A 23,936-nucleotide genomic window follows, 5' to 3' on the forward strand; every position below is an offset into this window, starting at 1 on the left:
CCGTGAAAGTCTGTGGGCAGGACGGACGGACCCTGAAACCGTGGCGGAATCCCGGCTGCTAAGACATGGCGGTCGAGCAATGACCCTTCAGGAGGGCATACCCCACCCCTTCGACGCCAACGTGCTCAGCCGTCTGGGTCAGCGGTCCTCGCCGTTGCCGTGGAGGACGGCTTCGGCGATCTCGCGGACGCGGTCGAGAGTGATGCTTGTGCGCTGCTCGACCGCGAGGGGATGATCGGTGGGTTCGAGCTCGATGAAGGGGCGCTGGCCGACCGGGCGGGTGTGAGCGTTCGTCTTCAGGTTGGTGGTACCGGGCGAGTAGATCGGAAGTTCGGTGGTCAGCCAGCCGAAGTACGGCTTCTCGTCTTCGCGGCCGGGCGTGTTCCACATGTCGGCGGCCCGGGAGAAGTTGTCTCGGCTGAGGGAAACCCAGACCCCCCACGAGAACACCTCGTCACTGCCGATGACGGGTATCTCGATCACGCCAGCTCGGCCTGTCTCGTGCCGAGCCCTTTGCGCCGAAGCTCTCGGACGTCCCGCCACTCGGTGTTCGCCATCCTGGCGAGGGCGGAGACCTCGGCGACCAGTTCCGGCGGAGCGTCCAGCGCCCGCAAGATCTGCTCGACATCGACCAGGGACGGCCGTGTCCGGCCGTTCTCGATGCGAGACACCTTCGACTGGGACATGTTGCAGCGTGCTGCGAGCCGGTCCCCCGAGAGGCCGGCTCGCTTACGCAAGTCCCGAAGCAGTGAGGCGAGTTCGATACCGGAGTCGCCAAGCTGCTCAGCTTCGAACGTCACTCCGTCACGCGCTCCGCGTACTCCAGGAAGGGAACCGACTCGGCAACGGCGATGCGCTGCCACTCGATGAACGGCGCAAGGTCACCCTCGTACAGCTCCCGACTGATCTGCGTGCCGTCGCCCGCGTAGTGCATCAGGACGACGGTCGAGCGGTCGAACATCCAGAAGTCCTCGACGTCCGGCAACGGGTTGTCTCGCTCGGTCACGTCAAGGATGCGGACATCCTCCCCGGCGAGCACGTGCGGGGCGTAGTACCGCGAGAACTCGAAGCGCAGGTACTCGGAGAGCGGTCGTGTCAGGACGTGCACTCGCCCCTTGCTCCTGCCCTCCCCTCGCAGCCGCTTCAGGTCTTCCGTGTACGCGGACGAGTAGGCGTGCGGGTCGACGCGCTTGCCCGCCCGGAAGGCTTCGAGCTCTTCCGCCTCCTGCGGTACGAGGTACTGGGGCAGGGTCTCCAGTCGCCACGCTTCCGACCGGAAGCCCCGGAGCATCGCCCGCCACTCGTCACCATCCAAGAGCACGAACGGCCTCCCGGAGAACGCTCTCGGGGATCTCCACGAGCCCTTCCCCCTGCGGGGGAGTAAAGGCGTCGGACACGTCGCCCTGAACCACGATGGAGCCGGAAGCGGTGCGGTAGACGTTCGGGCAGTCGTCCTCTCCACACGTGCCGTTGCCGTTGCCGGTGAGCCGAGTCAGTTCTTCGCGCGCCATGCGGAACTCCCTTGACCTGTCGGCCCGGTCAGGCCGCCTGGGGCGACCGTACGGGGGCCGCTCGCAGCCGTCCATGCACGGACGTGACTCATGCGCGTTGTCGCATAAATGAGCGGCTGAGTGGTCGGCCCTTGCTTGGAGTGGGCTCGAAGCAGTTGGCTTGTGCCTCATGAAGTACACGCAGCTCGGACGCACCGGACTCAAGGTCAGTCGACTCGTCCTCGGGACGATGAACTTCGGCCCGCAGACAGACGAACCGACAAGCCACGGCATCCTGGATGCCGCGCTCGACGCAGGTCTGAACTTCGTAGACACGGCCAACGTGTATGGGTGGGGTGAGAACAAGGGCCGCACCGAGGAGATCATCGGGACGTGGTTCGCCCAGGGCGGTGGTCGGCGGGAGAAGACGGTCCTCGCCACGAAGGTCTACGGCTCCATGTCACGTGAGGGCGAGACCTGGCCCAACGAGGACCGGCTGTCGGCCTTGAACATCCGGCGGGCCGTCGACGCCAGCCTCAAGCGGCTCGGTACCGACTACATCGATCTGTACCAGTTCCACCACGTCGACCGCGCCACTCCCTTCGAGGAGATCTGGCAGGCCGTCGACGTGCTGATCCAGCAGGGGAAGATCCTGTACGCGGGCTCCTCGAACTTCCCCGGGTACAAGATCGCCCAGGCCAACGAGACCGCCGCCCGGCGCGGCATGGTCGGCCTGGTCAGTGAGCAGTGCCTGTACAACCTCTACGAGCGGCGCGCGGAGATGGAGGTGATCCCGGCCGCGCAGGACTACGGCCTCGGGGTCATCCCCTGGTCCCCGCTGCACGGCGGCCTGCTCGGCGGCGTCCTGAAGAAGGAGGCCGGGGGCAAGCGGCGTACGGAGGGCCGCGCGGCAGAAACGCTCGCCGACCCGACCGTGCGGGCGAAGTTCCAGGCGTACGAGGACCTGCTCGACAAGCACGGCCTGGAGCCCGGCGAAGTCGGGCTGGCATGGCTGCTGACCCGGCCCGGCGTCACCGGCCCGATCGTCGGCCCCCGCACGGTGGAGCAGCTGGAGAGCGCGTTGCGCGCCCTGGAGCTGGAGCTGAGTGACGAACTTCTGACTGGTCTGGACGAGATCTTCCCCGGCCCGGGGCCGTCGCCGGAGGCCTTTGCCTGGTGATCGAGTAGCGGCTGGAAGCACGGCCGTCACCTGCTACTCCATGAAGGTCAAGCCAACTGCTTCGAGTCCGCTCGAAGCAAGGAGATTCCCACGGAGGAAGGCGGACGGTGCGTCCTTATTGTCCGGTCACCGACGCCACCGCGATGATCGCGAACATCAGTACGAGCACGCCGGCCATGATTCGGTTACGGGTCTTCGGGTCCACGCATCGAGGTTAACCCGACCGCGCCTCTCCCCCTTCAAGGGGCCAGGTGTCGAGCGTCTCGTACCGGGGCTGCTCGCCCCGGACCCCGCTCACCGGCAGGAGCGAGCGGACGAGCGCCAGCTCGCCCACCCGCCAGCGGCGGCCCTCGAAGGAGTGGAGCTCGTCGAGGAACGGCCGGAGGTCCGTGTCGTCCGTCCGCGCGCGGGCGAGCGTCAGGTGCGCCTGGTAGCGGCGGTGCTCCTCCATCGCGACCCCGGCCCGGCGCGCGGCGGCGTCGGCCCGCTCGGCCAGCAGCCGCAGCTCGTCCAGGTCCCCGGCGACACCCGTCCACAGGGCGCGGCGGCCGAAGTGGCCCCCGCCGTGGAGGCGGAGCGGGAACGGCGGGGTGCGGTGCGCGGCCCGGGCGAGCCGGACCCGCAGCTCGGGCAGCAGCTCCTCGTCGACCTCGCCCATGAAGGCGAGCGTGAGGTGCCAGCCGGGCCGCGAGGTCCAGCGCAGCCGGTCGGCCCCGGGCAGCCCGTGCAGCCGGTCGGTGACGTGTCCGAGCTCGACGAGCTGCTCGGCGGGTGGCAGGACGGCGGCGAAAAGCCTCATGGGAGGAGTCTGGCAGGCAGCGGCTAGCCTCTGTGGGATGAAGATCAGGAAGGGCGGGGCGGAGGACCTCCCCGCGATAGTCGACGTGCTCGACAGCGCCGTGGTGTGGCTCAACGGCAAGGGGATCACCGCCCAGTGGGGCACGGAGCCGTTCTCGGCCCGCCCGGCGGCGGTGCAGCAGGTCGCGGACACCGTGGCCGAGGGCGATCTGTGGATCGCCGAGATCGACGGCGTACCGGCGGGCACGATGACGCTGACCCCGCACCCGGGCAAGCACGTGCCGTCGGCGGACGAGCCCGAGGTGTACGTGCGCCTGCTGGCGACCGACGCGCGGTTCCACGGGCACGGGGTGGGGGCGGCGCTCCTCGCCCACGCGGCGGAGGAGACCCGGCGACAGGGGGTGTCGCTGCTGCGGGTGGACTGCTTCGCGGGCAGCGAGGGCCGCCTGATCGCGTACTACGAGGGCCGGGGCTTCACCCGGACGGAGACGTTCCAGGTCGGGGACTGGCAGGGCCAGGTGCTGGAGCGGCGGGTCTGAGGGGTCCGCGGACCCGCCGCTCCGCGGCGGGTCAGACGGTGAAGTACCCGGCGTCCAGGCCGACCCAGCCGGTGAACGCGCGCTCGTCGAAGATGCGCAGCTGGCCGTCGGCGGTGACCTCGAAGCGGGTGGTGAGGGATCCGGTGATGTCGCCGGAGCCGGTCGTCGTGCCCACCAGGCTCTGGGTGCGGCTGGGGCGGAGGTGCGCCGGGAGCGTGAGGATCGTCTCGCCGCTGGCCCACCGGACCGTGGTGTCGACGTGGCTCACCCGCAGGTGGATGTCGACGCGGTCGCCCGACTGACGGTACTGCGGGAGGTAGCTGTCGCTCGCGGTGTAGACGTTCCTGTCGAACGCGAGGGGGATCCACGCAGTGGTGCTGGTGATGCCGTAGAGGGCCATGAGTCGGTTCTCCTGGGTAGCGAAGCCGAAGACGAGCTGCGGCTGCCCGTCAGGCGTTCGGCGGACGGTGATGGCTTCGGTCTCGCGGTGGTTCAGTTCGAGGGCGGTGGTGTTGAAGATCCGCTCGATCACCACTCCCGCGTTGACGTCGTAGACGGTCCACCAGGAGTTGCCCGGGCTCGGGTTGGCGGCGCTGTAGGCGTCGCCCGCGTTCTGGTAGACGAAGTTCCCGTACAGGCACCAGGACTGGGTGCTGTGCTTGACCGGGAAGCGGTGCTGCGGGGTGAAGTCGCGGCTCTTGAAGGCGGCGAGGTCGTAGACGCGGTACTCCGCGGTGCCGGACGTGACCTGGCGTACCGCGATGCGGCCGTGGTCGAGGTCCAGGGACGGGGTGACTCCGGAGGTTCCCGGGACCGGGTCGAAGACCTCGACGAGCTCGCTGCCCGCGTCGACGATGGCATCGGCCTGGAACGCGATCCGGCCGATGTGCTTGCCGTGGGCGTTGCTGCCGAGGGCCGCGCGGTCCGCGTCGGTCTCCAGCCAGAGCCAGGCGGTGCCGTCGACGTGCTCGACGCCGAGTCCGGCGCCGTGGCCGAAGCCCCTCAGGTGCATGACGGCGAGGACGGTGCCGTCGGGCGCGACCTGGTTGACGCACAGATCGCCCCGCGCGTCGCGCTCCGCGCGGGACAGGACGACGGTCTCGTCCCGGAGCAGATGGCTGCCGGGCATGCCCTGCACGGCGTAGGCCAGCCCGGTGACCGGATCGAAGGCGACCTGCTGGTGCACCCTCTTGTGGTTGAGCGGGATCTCCTTGCCGAGCAGGTCGACAGGAGCGGACTTCAGGTCGAACCTGTGCGCGTCGGGCAGGCCGCCGGTCGGCGGGTTCGCGGCGACGGGCACCGTCGCGGGCGCGGCCTGAGGCGCTGCCTGAGGTGCGGCGGACGCCTCGGCGGCTCCCACGGAGGCGAGGACCGGAGCCGCCGCGATCGCGGTCAGGAGGCTACGGCGGCTCAGCGACATGACGCGGCTCCGTTTCCTCGCGGAGACGGCCTGTGGGCAGAACGTATGGACATGGGCGTGCAAGCCCCCCTTTCAAGATCAAACACCTGCACGGTGCCGTGATCTTCGCACACGGGTGCGAGGGATCGAGGGGGAAATTCGGGGGCCGAGGGGAGGTCCGGGGCGGAGGGAGAAACTCCGGAAATGCGGAGGTCACGCCTCCGCCCCGGCCCCCGAAAGGCGGAGCTTCCGGCTCCGCCCCGGACCGGAAAGGCGGAGGCTCATCCCCCGCCCCCGCCCCCGCCCCCGCCCCCGCCCGTCAGGCCGCAGTCGCCAGCCGTTCGCGGGCCACGAAGCGGACCTGCGGGTGGCCGTGGCGCCAGCCGAAGGCCATGCGCAGGCCGCCGACCCTCGCCAGGATCAGGCCGATGACACCCGCCGCCGCCAGCGAGATCACGCCGCCCGTCGCGAAGCCGACGCGGGCGCCGTACGTGTCGGTGACCCAGCCGAGGAGCGGCGCTCCGATCGGCGTGCCGCCCGCGAAGACCATCATGTAGAGGCTCATCACACGACCCCGCATCGCCGGGTCGGTCGCCATCTGGACGGCCGAGTTCGCCGTGATGTTGACCGTGAGGCCGATCATGCCGATCGGCACGAGCAGCAGCGCGAACAGCCAGAACGCCGGCGACAGCGCCGCCGCGATCTCCAGCACGCCGAAGACCGCCGCCGCGATCACCAGCATCCGCAGCCGGGTCGAGCCCCGGCGCGCCGCGGCGAGGGCGCCCACGAGGGAGCCGGCCGCCATCAGGGTGTTCAGGAAGCCGTACGTACCGGCGCCGACGTGGAAGACCTCCTCCGAGAAGGCCGTCAGCCAGATCGGGAAGTTGAACCCGAAGGTGCCGATGAAGCCCACGAGGACGATCGGCCAGATCAGGTCGGGGCGCCCGGCCACGTACCGCAGGCCCTCCCGGAGCTGGCCCTTGCCGCGCGGGGCGCGCTCCACCCTGTGGAGCTCGCTCGTCCGCATGAGCAGGAGGCTCACGAGGGGGGCGAGGAACGACAGGCCGTTGAGGAGGAAGGCCCAGCCGCTGCCGACTCCGGCGATCAGCACACCGGCGACGGCGGGGCCGACGAGCCGCGCGGACTGGAAGTTCGCGGAGTTGAGCGAGACGGCGTTGCGGAGGTGCTTCGGGCCGACCATCTCGGCGACGTACGCCTGCCGGGCCGGGTTGTCGACGACGGTCACCATGCCGAGGAGGAAGGCGATCAGGTAGACGTGCCAGACCTGGACGGAGCCGGAGAGCGTGAGGACGGCGAGCGCGAGGCCGCAGAGCCCGAGGGCCGCCTGGCTGACGAGGAGCAGGTTCCGCTTCGGGTAGCGGTCGGCTATGACGCCGCCGTACAGGCCGAAGAGCAGCATCGGCAGGAACTGCAGGGCGGTGGTGATGCCGACGGCGGCGGCCGAGCCGGTGAGGCTCAGGACCAGCCAGTCCTGGGTGATGCGGGCCATCCACGTACCGGTGTTGGAGACGATCGCTCCGGTGAAGAACAGCCGGTAGTTGCGGATTCTGAGCGAGGAGAAGGTTTCCCCCCGCCCACGGGTCTTGAGGGTGGGTTGATGGACGGGTGCGGAGTCTGCTCCGGGTCCCGTACTCAAAGTGCGTTCGCCTCCTCGGCTGCGGGTCTACAGATGGGCGAGCTTCTCCAGGACGGGGGCGGCGGCGCGCAGCTTGGCCCATTCGTCCTCGTCCAGACCCTCGGCGAGGGTGGCCAGCCAGGCGTTCCGCTTGCGGCGGGACTCTTCGAGCATGGCCTCGGCCTGCTCGGTCTGGCGGACCACCTTCTGGCGGCGGTCGTCGGGGTGCGGCTCCAGCCGGACCAGTCCCTTGGCTTCGAGCAGCGCGACGATGCGGGTCATCGACGGAGGCTGGACGTGCTCCTTGCGGGCCAGCTCACCGGGGGTGGCGGAACCGCAGAGCTTCAGGGTGCCGAGCACCGACATCTCGGTCGGGCTCAGCGACTCGTCGACCCGCTGGTGCTTGAGCCGGCGGCTCAGTCGCATGACGGAGGAGCGGAGCGCGTTCACGGCCGCGGCGTCGTCGGCGGTGCCGTGGGACAGGTCTGGCATGTTTGTTAGCCTAACTCATTACTCTGTCTAAATACCAACGGAAACGCGCCGACGTCGCACGGATCACAGCCGTCACACCGGCGATCCGGAGTGAACCGGACGCGCCCGGATCACGCTTCCGCATCCATGTATCACCCAAACGAGTGAGTCGGATCCGGAAAGTGACGCAAAGAGCCACCGGGTGCCCCGACCCTGAACGGCATGGGATCGACAGTGCTCAGCCTGCGCATCGACGGTGAGCTGCTCGACCGGCTCAGAAGTCACGCCGCGAAAAGAGGAATGAGCGTCCAGGACTATGTCGTCCGGACGCTCATTCGCGAGGATTTCGACGAGCGGTTCAAGACCGCCGTCGACGAGACGGAGAGGTTCTACGGGGCGGCCGACGGAACGGCCGGCGACGACGAGGCGGCCGGCCCTGCGGCCGCCTCGCCCCGCGATCACGTGAGGCCGAGCGCCGGCATCGCGTAGTAGAAGACGAAGACCGCCGACACGACGTACATGGCCACCGGGACCTCACGGCCCCGACCGGCCGCCAGGCGCAGCACGCTGAAGGCGATGAAGCCGATGCCGATGCCGTTCGTGATCGAGTACGTGAACGGCATCATCACCATCGCCAGGAACGCCGGCACCGCGATCGTGTAGTCGCTCCAGTCGATGTCCTTGATCGAACCCGCCAGGATGAGGAAGCCGACCGCGAGCAGCGCGGGCGTGGCCGCCTGGGACGGGACCATCGTGGCGAGTGGCGTGAGGAACAGCGCGACCGAGAAGAGACCGCCGGTCACGACCGAGGCGAGGCCCGTCCGCGCGCCCTCGCCGACGCCCGCCGTGGACTCCACGAAGCAGGTGGTGGCGGAGGACGAGGTCGCGCCGCCGGAGGCGACGGCCAGGCCGTCGACGAGCAGGACCTTGTTGATGCCCGGGAAGTTGCCGTCCTTGTCGATCAGCTTGGCCTCGTCGCCGACACCGAGGATCGTGCCCATCGCGTCGAAGAAGCAGGACAGCAGCACGGTGAAGACGAAGAGGACGCCGGTCAGCAGACCGACCTTCTCGAAGCCGCCGAAGAGGCTGACCTCGCCGACCAGGCCGAAGTCGGGGGAGGCGACGGGGTTGCCCGGCCACTTCGGGGTGGTGAGGCCCCAGGAGGGGACGGTCGCGACGGCGTTGATCACCATGGCGACGATCGTCATGACGACGATCGAGATGAGGATCGCGCCCGGCACCTTGCGGATGATCAGGGCGAGGGTGAGCAGGGTGCCCAGGACGAAGACGAGGACCGGCCAGCCGGTGAGGTGCCCGTCGCCGCCCAGCTGGAGCGGGACGGTGGTGTGCGCGGCGTCGGGGATGCGGGAGACGAAGCCCGAGTCGACGAGGCCGATGAGCATGATGAAGAGGCCGATGCCGATCGCGATGCCCTTGCGCAGGCCGACCGGGACGGCGTTCATGACGCGCTCGCGCAGACCGGTCGCGACGAGCAGCATCACGACGACGCCGGCGAGGACGACCATGCCCATGGCGTCGGGCCAGGACATCTTGGGCGCGAGCTGGAGCGCGACGACCGTGTTGACGCCGAGGCCGGCGGCGAGGGCGATCGGGACGTTGCCGATGACGCCCATGAGGAGCGTCGAGAAGGCGGCCGTGAGGACGGTCGCCGTGACGAGCTGACCGCTGTCGAGCTGGTTCCCGTACATGTCCTTGGCACTGCCGAGGATGATCGGGTTCAGCACGATGATGTAGGCCATCGCGAAGAAGGTGGCGAAGCCGCCCCGGACCTCGCGGGCGACGGTCGAACCGCGCTCCGAGATCCTGAAGAAGCGGTCGAGGCCCGAGTCCGGCTGCGGGGAACCGGCGGGCTCGGGGGACGTGGCCTTGGCGGTGGCCGTGGTGCTCATGGGGTTCCTCATCGGGAGACTCGTGCCCTCGCTCGGCGGTTCATGCGTTCGTACGTTCGCACGAGAGAAACGCGCCGGAGGCAAACCGTTTCAGTATGAACACATGAACGAGAGGGAGTCCATCTCCGCGCGTAGACCAGGCGTGGGTGCGAATTCCTGCCACCTAGACTGGGTCCATGGCGAAGTGGACACCGAAGCACGAGGCACCCGAGCCCCTCGAAGGGCCGGTCGTCGCCACCATCACCGGCGGCACGATCATCTGGTTCGTGCTCTTCCTCGTCCAGGTCCCCTTCTACGGCTGGTTCGACGACCGGGACCTGACCTGGTGGGTGTGGACCTGCCTCGCGGGAGCGGGCCTGGGCCTGATCGGCATCTGGTACGTACGGGGCAGGGACGCGGCACTGAAGCGGCACGCGGCGGCGCAGGCGGCAGAGGCGGAGGCGGCCACGGCCGGGACGGGGACCACGGAGCCCCGCACCCCCTGACCGCACCCTTCCGCGTAGCACCAGGGAACGATTCCGACCGTTTTCGGTCCTCCTCCGGTCTGATCTTCTCCCTCCTCGGCAGGTGAACGACCCATTCCGGTCGTACCGTCGAAAACATGACTCAGCGGGCGAAGATCGACACGGGCGGCAGCGAGACCGAGGCGGTGGAACCACCCGTCGTGCACCGCCCGGCCGGGCTCACCTCCGCCGAGGTCGCCGAGCGGGTCGCGCGCGGCGAGGTCAACGACGTACCCGTACGCAGCTCCCGCTCCACCGTCGACATCGTCCGCGCGAACGTCTTCACCCGCTTCAACGCCATCATCGGCGTGCTGTGGGTGATCATGTTCTTCGTCGCGCCGATCCAGGACAGCCTCTTCGGCTTCGTGATCATCGCCAACACCGGCATCGGCATCATCCAGGAGCTCCGCGCCAAGAAGACCCTCGACGGGCTCGCGGTCATCGGCGAGGCGAAACCGACCGTCCGCCGCGACGGGACCGCCGCCGAACTCTCCACCTCCGAGATCGTCCTCGGCGACCTCATCGAGCTGGGACCCGGCGACAAGGTCGTCGTCGACGGCGTCGTCGCCGAGGCCGACAGCCTGGAGATCGACGAGTCACTCCTCACCGGCGAGGCCGACCCGGTGGTGAAGAAACCCGGCGACCGGATGATGTCCGGCTCGTTCGTCGTCGCCGGCGGCGGCGCGTTCACCGCCACCAAGGTCGGCCGCGAGGCCTACGCGGCCCAGCTCGCCGAGGAGGCCTCCCGCTTCACCCTCGTCCACTCCGAGCTGCGCAGCGGCATCTCCACGATCCTCAAGTACGTGACGTGGATGATGGTCCCGACCGCGATCGGGCTGATCATCAGCCAGCTCGTCGTCAAGGACAACGACCTCAAGAACTCGATCGCCCGCACGGTCGGCGGCATCGTCCCGATGATCCCCGAGGGCCTCGTGCTCCTCACCTCCGTGGCCTTCGCGATCGGCGTGATCCGCCTCGGCCGCAAACAGTGCCTCGTCCAGGAGCTCCCCGCCATCGAGGGCCTGGCCCGCGTCGACGTCGTCTGCCTCGACAAGACGGGCACACTCACCGAGGGCGGCATGGACGTCACGGAGCTGCGCCCCCTCCACGGCAGCGACGAGACGTACGTACGCAAGGTGCTCGGCGCCCTCGGCGAGTCCGACCCCCGCCCGAACGCCTCCCTCCAGGCGATCATCGACGCCTACCCGGACTCGGTGGACTGGCGCTGCACGGAGTCGCTCCCCTTCTCCTCGGCACGCAAGTACAGCGGCGCCGCGTTCAGCGAGGGCAACGGCGAGGACTCGACCTGGCTGCTCGGCGCCCCCGACGTCCTGCTCCCCGCCGGGGACGCGACCCTCGCCGAGATCGACCACCTCAACGAGCAGGGCCTGCGGGTCCTCCTCCTCGCCCGTACGAGGCACGAGCTCGACTCCCCCCGGGTCGCCACCGACGCCCGCCCGACGGCCCTCGTCGTCCTGGAGCAGCGGCTGCGCCCCGACGCGTCCGACACCCTCGCGTACTTCGCCGACCAGAACGTCGCCACGAAGATCATCTCCGGTGACAACGCGGTCTCGGTCGGCGCCGTGGCCGGGAAGCTCGACATGCCCGGCGCCGAGAACACGGTGGACGCCCGCACCCTCCCCGCCGACCGGGAGGAGATGGCGAAGGTCCTGGACGCGAACGGCGTCTTCGGCCGGGTCTCCCCGCAGCAGAAGCGGGACATGGTGGCCGCGCTCCAGTCCCACGGCCACACGGTCGCGATGACGGGCGACGGCGTCAACGACGTCCTGGCCCTGAAGGACGCCGACATCGGCGTCTCCATGGGCTCGGGCTCGGAGGCGACGAGGGCGGTGGCCCAGATCGTGCTCCTGAACAACAGCTTCGCGACGCTCCCGTCGGTGGTGGCGGAGGGCCGCCGGGTCATCGGCAACATCACACGCGTCGCGACCCTCTTCCTCACCAAGACGGTCTACTCGGTCCTCCTGGCCGTCCTGGTGGTCTGCTCACAGGTGGAGTACCCCTTCCTCCCCCGCCACCTCACCCTGCTCTCCACCCTCACGATCGGCGTCCCTGCCTTCTTCCTGGCGCTCGCCCCGAACAAGGAACGCGCGAAACCGCACTTCGTCCGCCGGGTGATGCGGTACGCGATCCCCGGCGGCGTCATCGCGGCGGCGGCCACCTTCACCACGTACCTCCTCGCCCGCCACCACTACAGCGGCGAGGGCGCCCTGGAGGCGGAGACCAGCGCGGCCACCCTCACGCTCTTCCTCGTCTCCATGTGGGTCCTCGCGATCATCGCCCGCCCCTACACGTGGTGGCGCGTCACCCTGGTCGCCACGATGGCCGGCGCGTTCCTCCTCGTCCTCGTCGTCCCCTGGCTCCAGGACTTCTTCGCCCTGAAACTGGTCGGCACGACGATGCCCTGGGCAGCGGTCGCGATCGCCGCGGTGGGCGCGGCCCTCCTGGAGGTGGCGTACCGCTGGGTGCCCCGGAGGTTTCCGGCCTGACGCCAGCCCGGGCGGTCAGTCACCGCCGGGTCGCCACGACCGGGCCTGCCGGACGGCGACATGCGAGGCCCAGACCCACAGGAGCACGCTGACGGCGAGGACGACGCCGGTCGCCGACAGGATCACGCCTGCGGTGATGTGCGACGCGTCGCCGCCGGTGATCGGCGCCGCGAGGACGGCCGCGACCCCGGTACCCGCCGTTCCGGCGAGGGCCAGCGGGGCGAGGACCGCCCACGCCGCACTCGTACGGAAGACCCGCAGCCCGCCGGTGAGCACGGACAGGGGCGCGAGCGCCCGCCCGTGGCGAAGGAACTCCGCCACGGCGCCGAGCCCGGCGGTCGCGGCGAGCACCGCGATCCCGGCCAGCCCGAACAGGACGCTCCACCGCCCCTGGTCGCGGTTGGCGGCGCCCGCGGTGAGATCGCCCTCCTGCGGACCCCAGAAGGCCGCGCCGCGCGGGAACGCCTCGTGCGACAGCCGCTTGAGGACGGGCACGGACAGGGGCTGCCCGTCCGGCCGTACGAGGACGAGCCTCGACTCCTCGCCGTCGGCGGAGGCGGCGGCGCGTTCCGCCAGCGTCCCGGCGTCGGCGCGTCGGATCAGCAGCGCCGCATCCTCGTACGGGGTCCACCGGAACAGCTCGACCAGGCCCGATCCCGTCGGGAACCCGTCGAGGCGCGCCTCGCGAGCCGGACAGGGGAGGCGCAGGGCGATCAGGGCGGGACAGTCGCCGTCCAGGGTCACGGACGTGGTGGCGCCGCGGTAGCCGCTGCGGGGGGCCAGCAGCACCGCCTCGGTCCCGGGAGCACGGCCCGGGCGGGCCGCCCCGACTGCACTGTCCGCGCCGTGCGCGCCGTCCGCGCTGTTCGTACCGTCCGCACCGTCCGCGCCGTCCGCGCCGTCGAGGAAGGAGGCCACGGCGGCCGCCGACACGTCACCGCGCGGAGCCACACTGAGGACGCTGCGGTCCATCCGGTCGGCCGCTCGGCCCGCCTCGGCCGCCTGCCCGCCGAAGATCCCCTGCCACGCGACGGCCTGCATGAGCACGATGAGCGCCACCGAGATCCCGGAGACGAGCCGGGCCGTCGCACCGGGGTGCGCACTCGCACGACGCCCCGCCACCAGCGTCCCGGGCAGGTCGTGCGCCCGGGCACGGCGGGTGAGCAGACGTCCGGCGCCGGCGGTGACGGTCGCGAGCGCGGCGGGCAGGGTCAGGACCGTCCCGGCGATGCCCGTCCAGCTGGCGGCCATGCGCGACACGGGATCCGGCGCGAACCCGGGGCCGTACGCCGCGAGGAGGATCCACACCGGGCACAGCACGGCCAGCCGGGGAAGCCAGGAGCCGCGGGACGTGCCGCGCGGCCGGGTCCCGGACGCGCCCCGGCGCGGCGCGAGGTCCGCGACCACGACGGCGGCCGACACCAGCAGAAGCGCCGCGAGGGGTACGAGGCCGGCGGCGGTCCAGCCGAAGTGCCGGAGGTACGAGGAGGAGAGGAGGTAGTCGGTGTAGGGGATGCGTACGTCGCCCACGAGGGCCGCGCCGATCACCGCGGCGCCCGCCACCGCGCCGAGCACGGCCGCGGGCCCTGCCTCGCCGACGGCGATCAGGGCGCGGTCCCGGCGCCGGCCGCCGAGTGCGGTGACGAGCGCGGTCCTGCGGTCCCTGGTGTGCGCGCCGGTGCGTGCCGCCACGACCAGCAGGACGGCGGCCGGGAGGACGAGGAGGCCGCAGACGACGGCCTGGAACATCCACTCGTCCTTGTCGTTTCCCTGACCGAAGCCCACGTCCCGGTCGAATCCGGCGCGTGCGGCCCCCGCCGGACCGAAGCCGGTGACGAGCTCGGCGTCCCGCTCCCCGGCCAGACCGTCGCGCGGACGGACGTAGGCGAGCCATTCGGACGGCTCGTCCAGTCCTTCCTCGCCGATCGTCCCGGCCAGTCGGCCGTAGCGGTGGTCGATGCCCTCGTCGGCGCCCGCCCTGCGGAGTTCGGGCGACAGGAAGACCTCGCCCGGCTCGGGCCAGCGGTCGAGCCCGGGAGGCAGCGGCGCGTCCCCCCGGTGCGGAGCCATGTACACGAGGGGAAAGGACCGTTCGCCGTCGAGCGTGTCGGAATGCACGAGCCAGGCCGTCACGTCGGCCGCCCGCGCCCCGCCCTCCTCCGCGGCCATCCACGCGGCCCTGCCCGCCCGGCGCTCCTCCTTGCCCGCGTACACGGCGTGGACGGCGACGAGACTCCCCAGGCCGAGCGCGAGGACCAGTGCCGCCAGGAACAGCGCGACGAACCGCACGCCTCCCGCCTCGGTGCGCCGGCCGGCGACACGTCCGACGGCGAGGAGCCGGCGCGCGAGCACCAGGGCGTCCTTGACGGCGGTCATGCGGAGGCGCCGGAGTGGGCCGGCACCAAGGTGCCCGCCTCCAGCCGCAGATGGCGGTCGGCCCGTGCGGCGATCCCCGGATCATGGGTCACGACGAGCAGCCCGCACGCGTACCGGCGGGGCAGGCCGAAGAGCAACTCGGCGGTACGGTCCCGGGTTTCCGTGTCGAGGGCGCCGGTCGGCTCGTCGGCGAGCAGCAGGGCGGGCTCGTTGATCAGGGCGCGGGCGACCGCGGTCCGCTGCCGCTCACCACCGGACAGCTCCTCGCTCGTCGCCGCCCGCGGCACGCCGAGCTCGTCGAGGAGCCGCTGCGCCCGGTCCCGCGCGCCACGGCGCCCGGCACGGGCCAGGAGCGAGGCGAGGACGACGTTGTCCAGCGGGCTCAGTTCGGGAAGCAGCTCCCCGAACTGAAAGACCATTCCCAACGACCGGGCGCGCAGTTCGGCGAGACGGGCGGGCCGCAGCCCGACGATGTCGGTGCCGGTGACCCTCACCGAGCCCGCCGCCGGTTCGACCAGTCCCAGGACGCAGGACAGGAGCGTGCTCTTCCCCGACCCGCTGGGCCCGGTCACCGCGACGGATTCACCGGCCCGCAGCGTGAGGGACAGACCGCGGAACAACTCCCGCGCGCCGAGGGAGTGCGTGAGCCCCTCGATCTCCAGAACGGGACCAGCGGTTACCGAATCAAGCTCCGAACCCACTCGCGCACCCTCTCGTGCCGGCCTCACGCCCGGTGGCGCGGACGGAATTCGTCACGCTCGCAGCGCCGCACGGGCTCGGCAAGGAATCCCGTGAATTTCCGTCATATCGCCGCTCACGGCGCGGTAATCACCCGCCTCACACCCGGCAGTCGACACAGACGGCGTCGGGGTCACTGCTGCGGATCGCCCGGTCACACCCGTCGCAGTTCATCAGCGGCGCGAGTCCGTCGGCCGCCGAGGGTGGTGGCGGTCCGGCGGGCAGGCGGGGTGGGCGGAGGGTGGAGAGGCGGTACTCCAGGAATCTGCCGGGGTGGTGGATGGGTACGTGGGAGGGCGGCAGGGCCGCCGTGAGCGTACGGACGATCTGCGCCGGGGTCGCGTCGAGCGCCAGCCACTCGTCGACGGCGGGCGCGAGCCGCAGGACCTCCCGCCAGGGCAGCAGCAGCCGGGAGTCGACGGTCCGCAGCCGGGCGAGCAGGTCGGCGGCGGGGCCGGGGAGGTCGGGGGGCGGCGGGGCGGGGAGGGCGCGTACGGGTACGGGCCCCTGTTCCTGGGCGCGAGCCGGCACGGGCCCCCGTCCTGGGCGCGAGCCGGCACGGGCCCCCGTCCTCGGCGCGAGCCGGTACGGGCCCCCCGTCCTCGGCGCGAGCCGGTACGGACCCGACGCCGGGGCCGGGCTCTTGATCAGGGTCGGGGTCGGGATCGCCCCCGGGCGCGGCCGGGGCCTGCGCCTGCGCCCGCCGGGTCCGTGAGCCGCCGCAGCCGGGCTTGTCGTACGACAGGGTCCGCGTGGCGAACCGGCCACCGCCGAGGGGCACCCGCCGACGCTCCAAGTAGCCTTCCGCGACCAGCTCGTTGAGGGCGCGGCGGATGGTGATCTCGCCTTCCGTGAAGCGGTTGGTGAGGGTCTTCACGGTGACGTCGGCGCCGTCGGGCAGCGACTGGATGTACACACCGAGCCCGATCGACACGGCGGAGAGGGACGGGTGCTGGGCGAGGTGGTTGCCGACGACCGTGAACCGGTCGGCGTGCCGGAACCGCACCCGGATCACCCCGGAGCGGGGCGCGTCGGCGGGAATCTCGATGCCCCGCGGCCCGCCGGCACCCCCGCCCCGGCCACGCGGGCCGTCGGCGAAATCGGCGAGCGGACTGTCGGAGGGCGGTGCGAGGATGGCGGTATGGCCAAGGAATTTCAGGTGACGTTCGATTGTGCCGATCCGGCTGCGCTGGCCGCCTTCTGGGCGGAGGCGCTGGAGTACCAGGTGCAGCCGCCGCCCGAGGGCTTCGCCGACTGGGCCGCCGCTCTGACGGCGTGGGGTGTGCCGCCCGAGCAGCACAACAGCCGGTCGGCCATCTCGGACCCGGACGGCAAGGGGCCGCGGGTGTTCTTCCAGAAGGTCCCGGAAGGGAAGACCGTCAAGAACCGGGTGCATCTCGACGTGCGGTCCGCCCCCGGGCTGAAGGGGGACGCGCGGATGGAGGCGCTGGAGGTGGAGGCCGCCCGGCTGGAGGCCCTCGGGGCCAAGCGGCTGTACCGGCTCGAACCCGACGGCATCGACGAGGGGATCATCGTGATGGGCGACCCCGAGGGGAACGAGTTCTGCCTGGACTGAGGGCGGGGAACGAAACGCGCGTGGGGCCCCGGCATCACCCAGGGCCCCACGCGAAAGCCCCCACCGCGGTTTGAGTAGCGCTACTCAGGTGCCAGGGGTCGGCCCCGCCGGACGATGGGCCCGGCGCCGAAGCGGCGCGACCGAACCGTCCAGGAGGAACCGACCCATGCGAGACAACCGCCCCCGCGGAGTCGTCCGGCTCACGTTCGCCAACCCCGTCTCGCTCGTCTACCTGGCGGTCGCGGCTTCGCTTCCCCTGCTGGTCAGCCCGTGGACCGAGGGCCAGGCCTTCGCGGACGTCTGGTTCGCCATGGTCACCGCGCCCAGCAGCCTGCTTCTGCTTCTGCCAGACGCGATGACCGGTCTCTCGGGCTGGGCGACCGCGTACCACTACACGGCGCTGGTCCTCTCCGCGCTGATCAACGCCTTCCTCCTCGGCCTTGCCTACCGGGCCCTTCGGGGGAACCCGGCACGGCAGGGCCTCACCGCCTGACCGCTCAGTCGAACCAGCGGTCCCGCGCCAGCTCGGCCGTGCGGGACGGGTCCTCCAGGAGGGCCGCCACCTCGAAGCGGCGCGGCCACTGGCCCGCCGACCAGGCCAGGCCCGCCGCCACGCCTTCCAGGGTCGACGCGTGGAGGATGCCGTCGGGGGTGACCCGCCAGTCCAGTTCCACGCCCGCCGCGCGGAGTTCCTCGTGCTCGATGTACGAGGCGGGGGTGGACGGGCCCAGGAGGGCGTGGACCGACGACGGAACCTCGTGCTCCTCGCCGACCGTCGTCACCTCCGCCTCGAACGCCTCGCTCAGGCGGCGGACCTGGAACAGCTCCGCCAGGTCGGCCGCGCGGGACGGGGCCACCGGGAGGAGCGGGGTGTCGCCGCTGAGGGGGAGGAGGTCCGGGGCGTCCGCCACCAGGGCCTCCGCCGCGTCCACGACGACCAGTTCCCCGTCCACGACCGCGCGCAGCTCGTCCGGGAGCGTCACCTGCTCCGGGTCCAGGTCCGCGAGGGCCGTGTAGAGGGCGTGCAGCTGGGGGGCCGTGACCTCGCGGGACGGGTCCGCCAGGCGGGTGAGGAGTTCCGCCGCGCCGCCGGGCTCTTCGAGGAGCGCGGCGACGGAGGTGCGGACGCCGAGCGCCCGCAGGACCTGCTCGTCGTCGAAGCCGGTCGCGTCGGCGGAGTCGTACAGACCCGCGAGCAGGGGGTCCGAGCCCTCGGCCCGGAGGCCCGCCGGGCGGCGTCCGTCCAGGACCGGGTGGTCCCGGAGCCACCACGCCGTGTACGAGCGGACCGTCTCCGTCGTGCCGTCCGGCAGGAGGATCCGTACGGGCTGGGTGAGCGCGTCCCGGAGCGGGGGCTGCGCCAGCAGGGCGAGCGCCTGCGGCCAGGCCTCGTCGTCCACCAGGTCCAGGTCTCGTACGGCCACGATCTCGGTCGCCACCGGCGGCACCGGCGACTCCGGCAGGCGGTCCAGGACGTCCTCGCACCACACGTCGACCGCGTCGAGCAGCCCGGCGTCGTCCGGCTCCGGGTAGTCGCCCTCCCGCGGCTCGACCTCGTCCGGGTCGAGGACCAGGTCCGTCGCCCGGACCAGCGCGAAGTTCGCCAGGACCCCGCAGGCCGCCAGAGGGCGTTCGCCCCAGCGGGCGGCGAGTTCGGCGTCCACGAAGGGCAGTTCGTCCTCGCGCATCACGGCGGCGAAGGCCGATCCCGGGAGCACCAGCTCGCCCGCCGGGGAGAGCTCGCCGTCCTCGTCGGGCAGGGCGAGCGCACCGAGCCAGGGCTCGTCGCCCGGGTCGAGTTCGGCGTCCCTGACCAGGGCGAGGACCGTGTCCGCCAGCTCCTCCGCGTCGAGCGTCTCGACGTCCTCGTCCCAGATCTCCCCCGCGTCGAGGGAGGCCGCGACCGCCGCCCGCACCTGCGGGGTCGTCAGGACCGCGCGGGGCGTGGCGGGCAGGGCGCCCAGCTTCTCCAGCAGCGGGTGCACCGCCTCCGGGTGCGCCACCTTCAGGCCGAGCCGGGTCAGCTCGGCGGGTGTCCTGTCCTGCGGGAGGAGGACCTGACGGGGGCCGATCGTCGTGCGGATCCGGAGGGCCTCGGCGTCGTCCGCGAGCGGTACCGGAAGGCCCGTCAGTCGGTCCGGGTCGACGCCCGCGAGGGAGTCGTAGAGCCGCCACCACCACGTCGGCGCCCTGTCGACCCCGGCCAGGCGGTCTACGGCCTCGGTGAAGGGGATGCGGCCCACGCCCAGGGTGCGGAGCTCGGGCCGGCGCTCCAGGCCCGCCGGGAGCAGTGTCGGGAAGACCTCCGCGAGGACGTCGACGGTGTCCGCGCCCGCGCCCTCCGCGACCTCGGCCTCGATGGGGCGGAGCGCGGGCAGCTCCTCGGTCGGGGCGGCCGGCGCGAGGAACGCGACCCTGGGCAGCCGGTCGAGGATCGCCTCGCGCAGCGCCCCGTCGAGCGGGCCCTTGCCGAGCGGGCCGGGCACGAGGTCGAGGGTCGCGGTGGTCACCGGGTGCCAGTCGGCGAGGAGTTCGGCGTACGCGTCGGCCGCGCGCTGCACCAGGAAGTCGGTGAGCGGGCCGGGCGCCGGGTGGCGCCGCGCGGTGTCCAGCGGCAGGGAGGCGATGAGGAGGGCGGGGATGCCGAGGGGCTCGTCGGTGGGGGTGGGGGCGTGGACGACGGGCTCGGTGCGGGGGTGGCGCGGGGCGCCCTCGCCGTCGACGGGTACGGCCCAGGTGACGGACCAGTGGGGGCGGAGGCGCTCCTCCACCGGGCGGTCCCTGAGGAGTTCGGCGTCGAGGGGCCCCGAGTGGGAGACGGTCCGCCAGCGGTGGGTGCCGGTCGCCGTGTCGTCGATGCGGACGTAGCCGTCGTCCTCGGAGCGGCGGAGGGTCCGTACCCCCTCGGCCGTCTCGACGACGATCTCCGCGAGGCCGGGGAGCGTCAGGAGCAGGGCGTCGTCGACCGCGGCGAGGAGACGCTCGGCGAGGTCCTGGGCCGCGGAGTCCCGCAGCGGGAGGACGACGACCGTGTCGTAGCCGTCGGGCGCGGTGCCCTCGGCGGGCAGCGGGAGCCGCAGGAGGGGTACGTGGCCGTCGCGGCGGCGCAGTTCGTCGCCCAGGCCCGGGCTGTACCGGGCGGACTCGGCGGCGAGTTCGCGGGCCTCCGCGAGGGACCAGCGGACGCCGCCGTGGCGGCCGAGGACGGCCGGCTCGTCGGAGACGGCGAGGACGGCGGCGAAGCCGACGCCGAAGCGGCCGACGGACCCCGCGCCCTGCTCGCGCTTGGCGGAGGCGCGGAGCGTGGACAGCGACTCCGCGCCCGTGGCGTCCAGCGGGGCGCCGGTGTTGGCGGCGGCGAGGGCCGCCGGGCCCTCGTGGTCCGCGGGGTGGAGGGTGAGGCGGAGGCGGCCGGTGACGCCGGCGCGGTGGGCGGCGTCGGCGGCGTTCTGGGCGAGCTCGACGACGAGCCGGTCGCGGTAGCCGCCGAGCGCGAGGTCCTCCTCGGCGTTGGCGTCCTCCCGGAACCGGGCGGGCGAGGCGCCCCAGGCGTCGAGCACGCCCCGCCGCAGCCGTGCGGTGCCGAAGGGATCGGTTCCGTCGGTCGTCGTCCGGACGCTGACGCTCACGTCTGACTCCACTCTGCGGGGCGGTGATCTGGGAGATCATCGGGCGGTGACGCTGCCGGACCCCAAGGCCCGGGGCCCGAAAGGTACCGCGCCGCGCCGCGCCCCGGCCGCCGGGGCACGTCCGGGCCCCGGGGCGCGCGGAAGCACATCCCGGGGCCGGGCGGAGGGACTACGAGTGACCGAGGTCCTCGGAGGAGTCGTCGGGCTCCGTCGTGGAGCCGGAGTCCTTGGCCGGGCGGAGCGGGAAGGCGTCCGCGGCCATCGAGTCGAGGACCGGCGGCGCCGGGCGCGGGGGCTTCGGCATGACCGCGGCCTCCGAGTGGCCGCCGCAGCCGTACGCGAGGGAGACGACCCGGCCGTCCGCCGGGGAGAACTCGTTGGCGCACACGCCGAACGCCTGCTTCAGCGAGCCGGCGAGCGGCACCAGGAACGCGCAGGACTCGCAGGACGCGGGCGCCGCCTGCGCCATCGGCGTCTTGGCGCCGAAGCTCTCGTCCCAGCGGTCCGCGGCCACGTGCAGCCCGTACCGGGAGAGGACCCGGGCGCGGCGCATGCCGAGCTCCTCGGCGACCGAGGCGATCGCGCCCCGGGAGGGCGTACGGGAGACGATCTCGGCGTCCTCGGCGTCGAGGTGGTCCGCCAGCTCCTCCGAGACGGCCGAGTTCGGCGGCGGCGCGTCCTCGCCCGAGTACCCGGGCTCCAGGCGCAGGTCGTCCTGCTCCGTCGGCAGCAGGTCGCCCGGGCCCATGTCGCCGGGGCGCAGGCGCTCGCTCCACGGCACCCACTCGGGGGCGAGGAGGGCGTCGGAGCCGGGCAGCAGGACGGTTTCGTCAAGCGTGACGTTCTTGGCGCGGGAGGCGCGGGTGACCGTCACGGCCCAGCGCCAGCCGCGGTAGCCCGGCTCCTGGCACTCGAAGAAGTGCGTGACGACCCGGTCGCCCTCCGCGACGACCTCGACGTGTGGGCCGACGACGCCGGGCGCGGCCGCCTCCTCGGCGGCCTCCCGCGCGAGGTCTACCGCCTCGACGCACAGGCGGTCGGGGGTACGCGTGGCTCGCGGGGTACGCGGGGCACCGCTTCGCGTCGTCGCAGCACTCACAGGTCTCGCTTCTCTCCTACGCCGTCTCACGGGTGCGCCGGCCGAGGGGCGAAAGCGAAGCCACGGGCGGCGGGCGGAGCGGACCTGAGGGCCGCATCGACGTCCGCACCCGACTTGTCTCGCAGTGTCTCGGGCACACCTATCGCCATCCATTCTGCGGGATGCCGAAGAGGCGCGCGGCCGAGAACTTCCGCCGGTGACGCGCTACGCACGCTACCCCGTTCGCGGGCCTCCGCCCACCTGCCCGTCTCAAGTGGCCCGCATCGCGGACGGCCGGGACCGGGCCGGGACCGCGCCGCGGGCAGGCCCGGGGCGGGCCTGGACCGGCCCGACTCCGCTCCGTCTCCCCGCCGCAGACGGCCTGTTACCGGTTGTGTACCAGGGCGGTCGGCGGATTCGTACAGGCTCCCGGACCGGAGGCGTACGGCCCTCGTACAGGCTTCGTACGGCCCACGCGCGGCTTCCGTACGGTCTTCGTACGGCTTTCGTACCGCCGCCGTTCGCCGCGCCACGGTTCGTCCGGCGCGCCCGTGGGGCACTATGACGGAGTGGCAGCCGCACGGTCTCCCGCACGATCCGAAGATCATGCCGGACCGCTCAGCCGAGCGGGCCGGTCGGTCGGACGTGCCCTGCACCTGCCCTTCACCGGCACCGCGCGCGGCATCCGCAAGGCCACCCACGCCCACGGCGCGGGCGAGTCGGGGCTCGGGAAACTGATCGAGCTCCACGCCGTGAACGGCGCCGGGGACGTCATGATCACCGTCGCCCTCGCGTCGACGGTCTTCTTCTCCGTGCCCACGGACGAGGCCCGCGGCCGCGTCGCCCTCTACCTCGCCGTCACGATGCTGCCCTTCACGCTCCTCGCCCCCGTGATCGGCCCGCTCCTGGACCGCATCCCGCACGGCAGGCGCGCGGCCATGGCGGGCGCGATGCTGACCCGCGCGGTCCTCGCGATCATGATGTCGGGCGCGGTCGCCACCGGCGGCCTGGAGCTGTACCCGGCGGCGCTCGGGGTGCTGGTCGCCTCCAAGGCGTACGGGGTGGTGCGCAGCGCGGTCGTCCCGCGCCTGCTCCCACCCGGTTTCTCGCTCGTGAAGGCGAACTCCCGGGTCACCCTCGCCGGGCTGCTCGCCACCGGGATCGCCGCGCCCATCGGCGCGGGGCTCCAGATGATCGGGCCGCCCTATCCGCTGTACGGGGCGTGCGCGCTGTTCCTGCTGGGGACGTTCTGGGCGCTGCGGATGCCGCCCAAGGTGGACTCGGCGAAGGGTGAACGGCGGGCGCACCTGCTGACGCACGGCGAGAAGAAGCCGAGCCTGCGGACGGTCGGCCCGTCGGTCCTGCACGGCCTGGAGGCGAACGCGGCGCAGCGCATGCTGTCGGGTTTCCTGATCTTCTTCCTGGCGTTCCTGCTGCGCGACCATCCGCTGTCGGGGCAGAGCGCCGCCGTCTCCCTGGGGATCGTGGGCGTCGCGGCGGGCGTCGGCAACGCCTGCGGCACGGCCGCCGGCTCGCTCCTGCGCGACCGGGGCCACGGGCCCGAGGTGATCATCGCCACGATGATCACCGTGGTGTGCGGCACGGCGATCTGCGCGGCGATCTTCTTCGGCGGCCTGATGGTCGCCGTCCTCGGCGCGGTCGCGGGCCTCACCCAGGCCCTGTCGAAGCTGTCCCTGGACGCGCTGATCCAGCGAGACGTGCCCGAATCGGTGCGCACCTCCGCGTTCGCCCGCTCGGAGACGGCGCTGCAGATGGCGTGGGTCGTGGGCGGCGGCATCGGCATCGCGCTGCCGCTGAACGGCACGCTCGGCATGGCCGTGGCCGCCGGGATCCTCGCGGTGGGCGCCCTCCTGGCCGTCCGCGGCCTGCTCGCCGCCGCCCGCCGGAACCCGGGCCCGCCGGGGCCGAAGGGCCGGCACAAGGCGCGGGTGGCGTAGGTCCCGGGGTCAAACTCCCGTCGTCCGCCCGAAGGGCGGGCGGGAGTTTGACCACAGGACCTAGCCGGCGGGCGCTCTCCCGAGGCCGGTGGGCGCTCTCCCGAGGTCACGGAGTGGCGGCGCGCCGTACCCCCGCGTGGCGCGGGCG

21 protein-coding genes and 1 pseudogene are annotated in these 23,936 nt (G+C 72.3%); 8 read left to right on the plus strand and 14 right to left on the minus strand.

Annotation, left to right across the window (positions count from 1 at the left end; genetic code table 11):
* Positions 1-138 precede the first annotated feature (138 nt).
* From ACF08F_RS12745 to ACF08F_RS12760, 4 genes and pseudogenes are all read right to left on the minus strand, one after another.
* Positions 139-486 (minus strand): annotated as a pseudogene (locus tag ACF08F_RS12745) (DUF2199 domain-containing protein); the annotation flags it as partial.
* Positions 480-863: a helix-turn-helix domain-containing protein gene (locus tag ACF08F_RS12750; RefSeq protein WP_392298505.1), complete on the minus strand. Its 384-nt coding sequence runs from the start codon at positions 861-863 to the stop codon at positions 480-482. The pseudogene ACF08F_RS12745 and the gene ACF08F_RS12750, both read right to left, overlap by 7 nt.
* Positions 797-1,321 (minus strand): DUF6879 family protein, encoded by a 525-nt coding sequence (locus tag ACF08F_RS12755; RefSeq protein ID WP_392298506.1) that lies wholly within the window; start codon positions 1,319-1,321, stop codon positions 797-799. Before ACF08F_RS12755 ends, ACF08F_RS12750 begins: the two co-directional genes overlap by 67 nt.
* Positions 1,305-1,511, minus strand: a complete 207-nt coding sequence (locus ACF08F_RS12760) for a hypothetical protein (protein ID WP_210989046.1) — start codon at positions 1,509-1,511, stop codon at positions 1,305-1,307. The genes ACF08F_RS12755 and ACF08F_RS12760 overlap by 17 nt, the downstream gene beginning before the upstream one ends.
* A gap of 169 nt (positions 1,512-1,680) precedes the next feature.
* Between ACF08F_RS12760 and ACF08F_RS12765 the strand changes: the two genes are divergently transcribed.
* Positions 1,681-2,670, plus strand: a complete 990-nt coding sequence (locus ACF08F_RS12765) for an aldo/keto reductase (protein WP_359166256.1) — start codon at positions 1,681-1,683, stop codon at positions 2,668-2,670.
* Between the two features lie 214 nt (positions 2,671-2,884).
* On the opposite strand, the gene thpR is transcribed toward ACF08F_RS12765, so the two are convergent.
* Positions 2,885-3,469, minus strand: a complete 585-nt coding sequence (gene thpR, locus ACF08F_RS12770; protein WP_392298507.1) for an RNA 2',3'-cyclic phosphodiesterase — start codon at positions 3,467-3,469, stop codon at positions 2,885-2,887.
* Positions 3,470-3,506: 37 nt separating this feature from the next.
* Between thpR and ACF08F_RS12775 the strand changes: the two genes are divergently transcribed.
* The gene (locus ACF08F_RS12775; protein ID WP_392298508.1) at positions 3,507-4,007 is read left to right on the plus strand and encodes a GNAT family N-acetyltransferase; all 501 of its coding nucleotides are present in this window, start codon (positions 3,507-3,509) and stop codon (positions 4,005-4,007) included.
* A 31-nt stretch (positions 4,008-4,038) separates the two neighbouring features.
* Here the strand turns inward: ACF08F_RS12775 and ACF08F_RS12780 are convergent, their stop codons facing one another.
* From ACF08F_RS12780 to ACF08F_RS12790, 3 genes are all read right to left on the minus strand, one after another.
* Positions 4,039-5,427, minus strand: coding sequence for a signaling protein (locus ACF08F_RS12780; RefSeq protein ID WP_392298509.1), 1,389 nt, complete (start codon positions 5,425-5,427; stop codon positions 4,039-4,041).
* Between the two features lie 298 nt (positions 5,428-5,725).
* A complete protein-coding gene (locus ACF08F_RS12785; RefSeq protein WP_392298510.1) occupies positions 5,726-7,063 on the minus strand; it encodes an MFS transporter in 1,338 nt (445 codons plus the stop codon).
* A 27-nt stretch (positions 7,064-7,090) separates the two neighbouring features.
* Positions 7,091-7,534 carry a MarR family winged helix-turn-helix transcriptional regulator gene (locus tag ACF08F_RS12790; RefSeq protein ID WP_150267471.1) on the minus strand — a complete coding sequence of 148 codons (444 nt, stop codon included), beginning with the start codon at positions 7,532-7,534 and terminating at the stop codon, positions 7,091-7,093.
* Positions 7,535-7,735: 201 nt separating this feature from the next.
* Here ACF08F_RS12790 and ACF08F_RS12795 point away from each other — a divergent pair, with 201 nt between their 5' ends.
* Complete coding sequence (locus tag ACF08F_RS12795) at positions 7,736-8,002, plus strand: hypothetical protein (protein ID WP_392298511.1); 267 nt, start codon at positions 7,736-7,738, stop codon at positions 8,000-8,002.
* Here ACF08F_RS12795 and ACF08F_RS12800 read toward each other — a convergent pair.
* Positions 7,972-9,423 carry an NCS2 family permease gene (locus ACF08F_RS12800; RefSeq protein ID WP_392298512.1) on the minus strand — a complete coding sequence of 484 codons (1,452 nt, stop codon included), beginning with the start codon at positions 9,421-9,423 and terminating at the stop codon, positions 7,972-7,974. The two genes, ACF08F_RS12795 and ACF08F_RS12800, sit on opposite strands and share 31 nt — an antisense overlap.
* A 176-nt stretch (positions 9,424-9,599) precedes the next feature.
* On the opposite strand from ACF08F_RS12800, the gene ACF08F_RS12805 reads away from it, so the two are divergent.
* Positions 9,600-9,908 carry a DUF2530 domain-containing protein gene (locus ACF08F_RS12805; protein WP_392298513.1) on the plus strand — a complete coding sequence of 103 codons (309 nt, stop codon included), beginning with the start codon at positions 9,600-9,602 and terminating at the stop codon, positions 9,906-9,908.
* A gap of 116 nt (positions 9,909-10,024) precedes the next feature.
* The gene (locus ACF08F_RS12810; protein WP_392298514.1) at positions 10,025-12,433 is read left to right on the plus strand and encodes an HAD-IC family P-type ATPase; all 2,409 of its coding nucleotides are present in this window, start codon (positions 10,025-10,027) and stop codon (positions 12,431-12,433) included.
* Positions 12,434-12,448: 15 nt separating this feature from the next.
* On the opposite strand, the gene ACF08F_RS12815 is transcribed toward ACF08F_RS12810, so the two are convergent.
* The 3 genes from ACF08F_RS12815 to ACF08F_RS12825 all read right to left on the minus strand — a co-directional run bounded on the left by ACF08F_RS12815 (position 12,449) and on the right by ACF08F_RS12825 (position 16,078).
* Entirely contained in the window at positions 12,449-14,809 is a 2,361-nt protein-coding gene (locus ACF08F_RS12815; RefSeq protein ID WP_392298515.1) for an ABC transporter permease, read from the minus strand.
* Complete coding sequence (locus ACF08F_RS12820) at positions 14,806-15,510, minus strand: ABC transporter ATP-binding protein (RefSeq protein ID WP_392298516.1); 705 nt, start codon at positions 15,508-15,510, stop codon at positions 14,806-14,808. The genes ACF08F_RS12815 and ACF08F_RS12820 overlap by 4 nt, the downstream gene beginning before the upstream one ends.
* A gap of 136 nt (positions 15,511-15,646) precedes the next feature.
* Positions 15,647-16,078 (minus strand): hypothetical protein, encoded by a 432-nt coding sequence (locus tag ACF08F_RS12825; protein ID WP_392298517.1) that lies wholly within the window; start codon positions 16,076-16,078, stop codon positions 15,647-15,649.
* A 610-nt stretch (positions 16,079-16,688) separates the two neighbouring features.
* Here ACF08F_RS12825 and ACF08F_RS12830 point away from each other — a divergent pair.
* Together ACF08F_RS12830 and ACF08F_RS12835 are read left to right on the plus strand one after the other, a co-directional pair.
* Positions 16,689-17,123: a VOC family protein gene (locus ACF08F_RS12830; protein ID WP_392298728.1), complete on the plus strand. Its 435-nt coding sequence runs from the start codon at positions 16,689-16,691 to the stop codon at positions 17,121-17,123.
* 166 nt (positions 17,124-17,289) lie between these two features.
* Complete coding sequence (locus tag ACF08F_RS12835; RefSeq protein WP_392298518.1) at positions 17,290-17,616, plus strand: SCO4225 family membrane protein; 327 nt, start codon at positions 17,290-17,292, stop codon at positions 17,614-17,616.
* Positions 17,617-17,620: 4 nt separating this feature from the next.
* Here the strand turns inward: ACF08F_RS12835 and ACF08F_RS12840 are convergent, their stop codons facing one another.
* On the minus strand, positions 17,621-20,764 hold the full coding sequence (locus ACF08F_RS12840) for a sacsin N-terminal ATP-binding-like domain-containing protein (protein WP_392298519.1): 3,144 nt from the start codon (positions 20,762-20,764) through the stop codon (positions 17,621-17,623).
* Between the two features lie 157 nt (positions 20,765-20,921).
* Positions 20,922-21,851, minus strand: coding sequence for a DUF3027 domain-containing protein (locus ACF08F_RS12845; RefSeq protein WP_392298520.1), 930 nt, complete (start codon positions 21,849-21,851; stop codon positions 20,922-20,924).
* 548 nt (positions 21,852-22,399) lie between these two features.
* On the opposite strand from ACF08F_RS12845, the gene ACF08F_RS12850 reads away from it, so the two are divergent.
* Positions 22,400-23,788, plus strand: coding sequence for an MFS transporter (locus tag ACF08F_RS12850; RefSeq protein WP_392298521.1), 1,389 nt, complete (start codon positions 22,400-22,402; stop codon positions 23,786-23,788).
* The last annotated feature ends 148 nt before the right edge of the window (positions 23,789-23,936 follow it).

Source organism: Streptomyces sp. NPDC015130 (assembly GCF_043080005.1).
Taxonomy (GTDB): Bacteria; Actinomycetota; Actinomycetes; order Streptomycetales; family Streptomycetaceae; genus Streptomyces.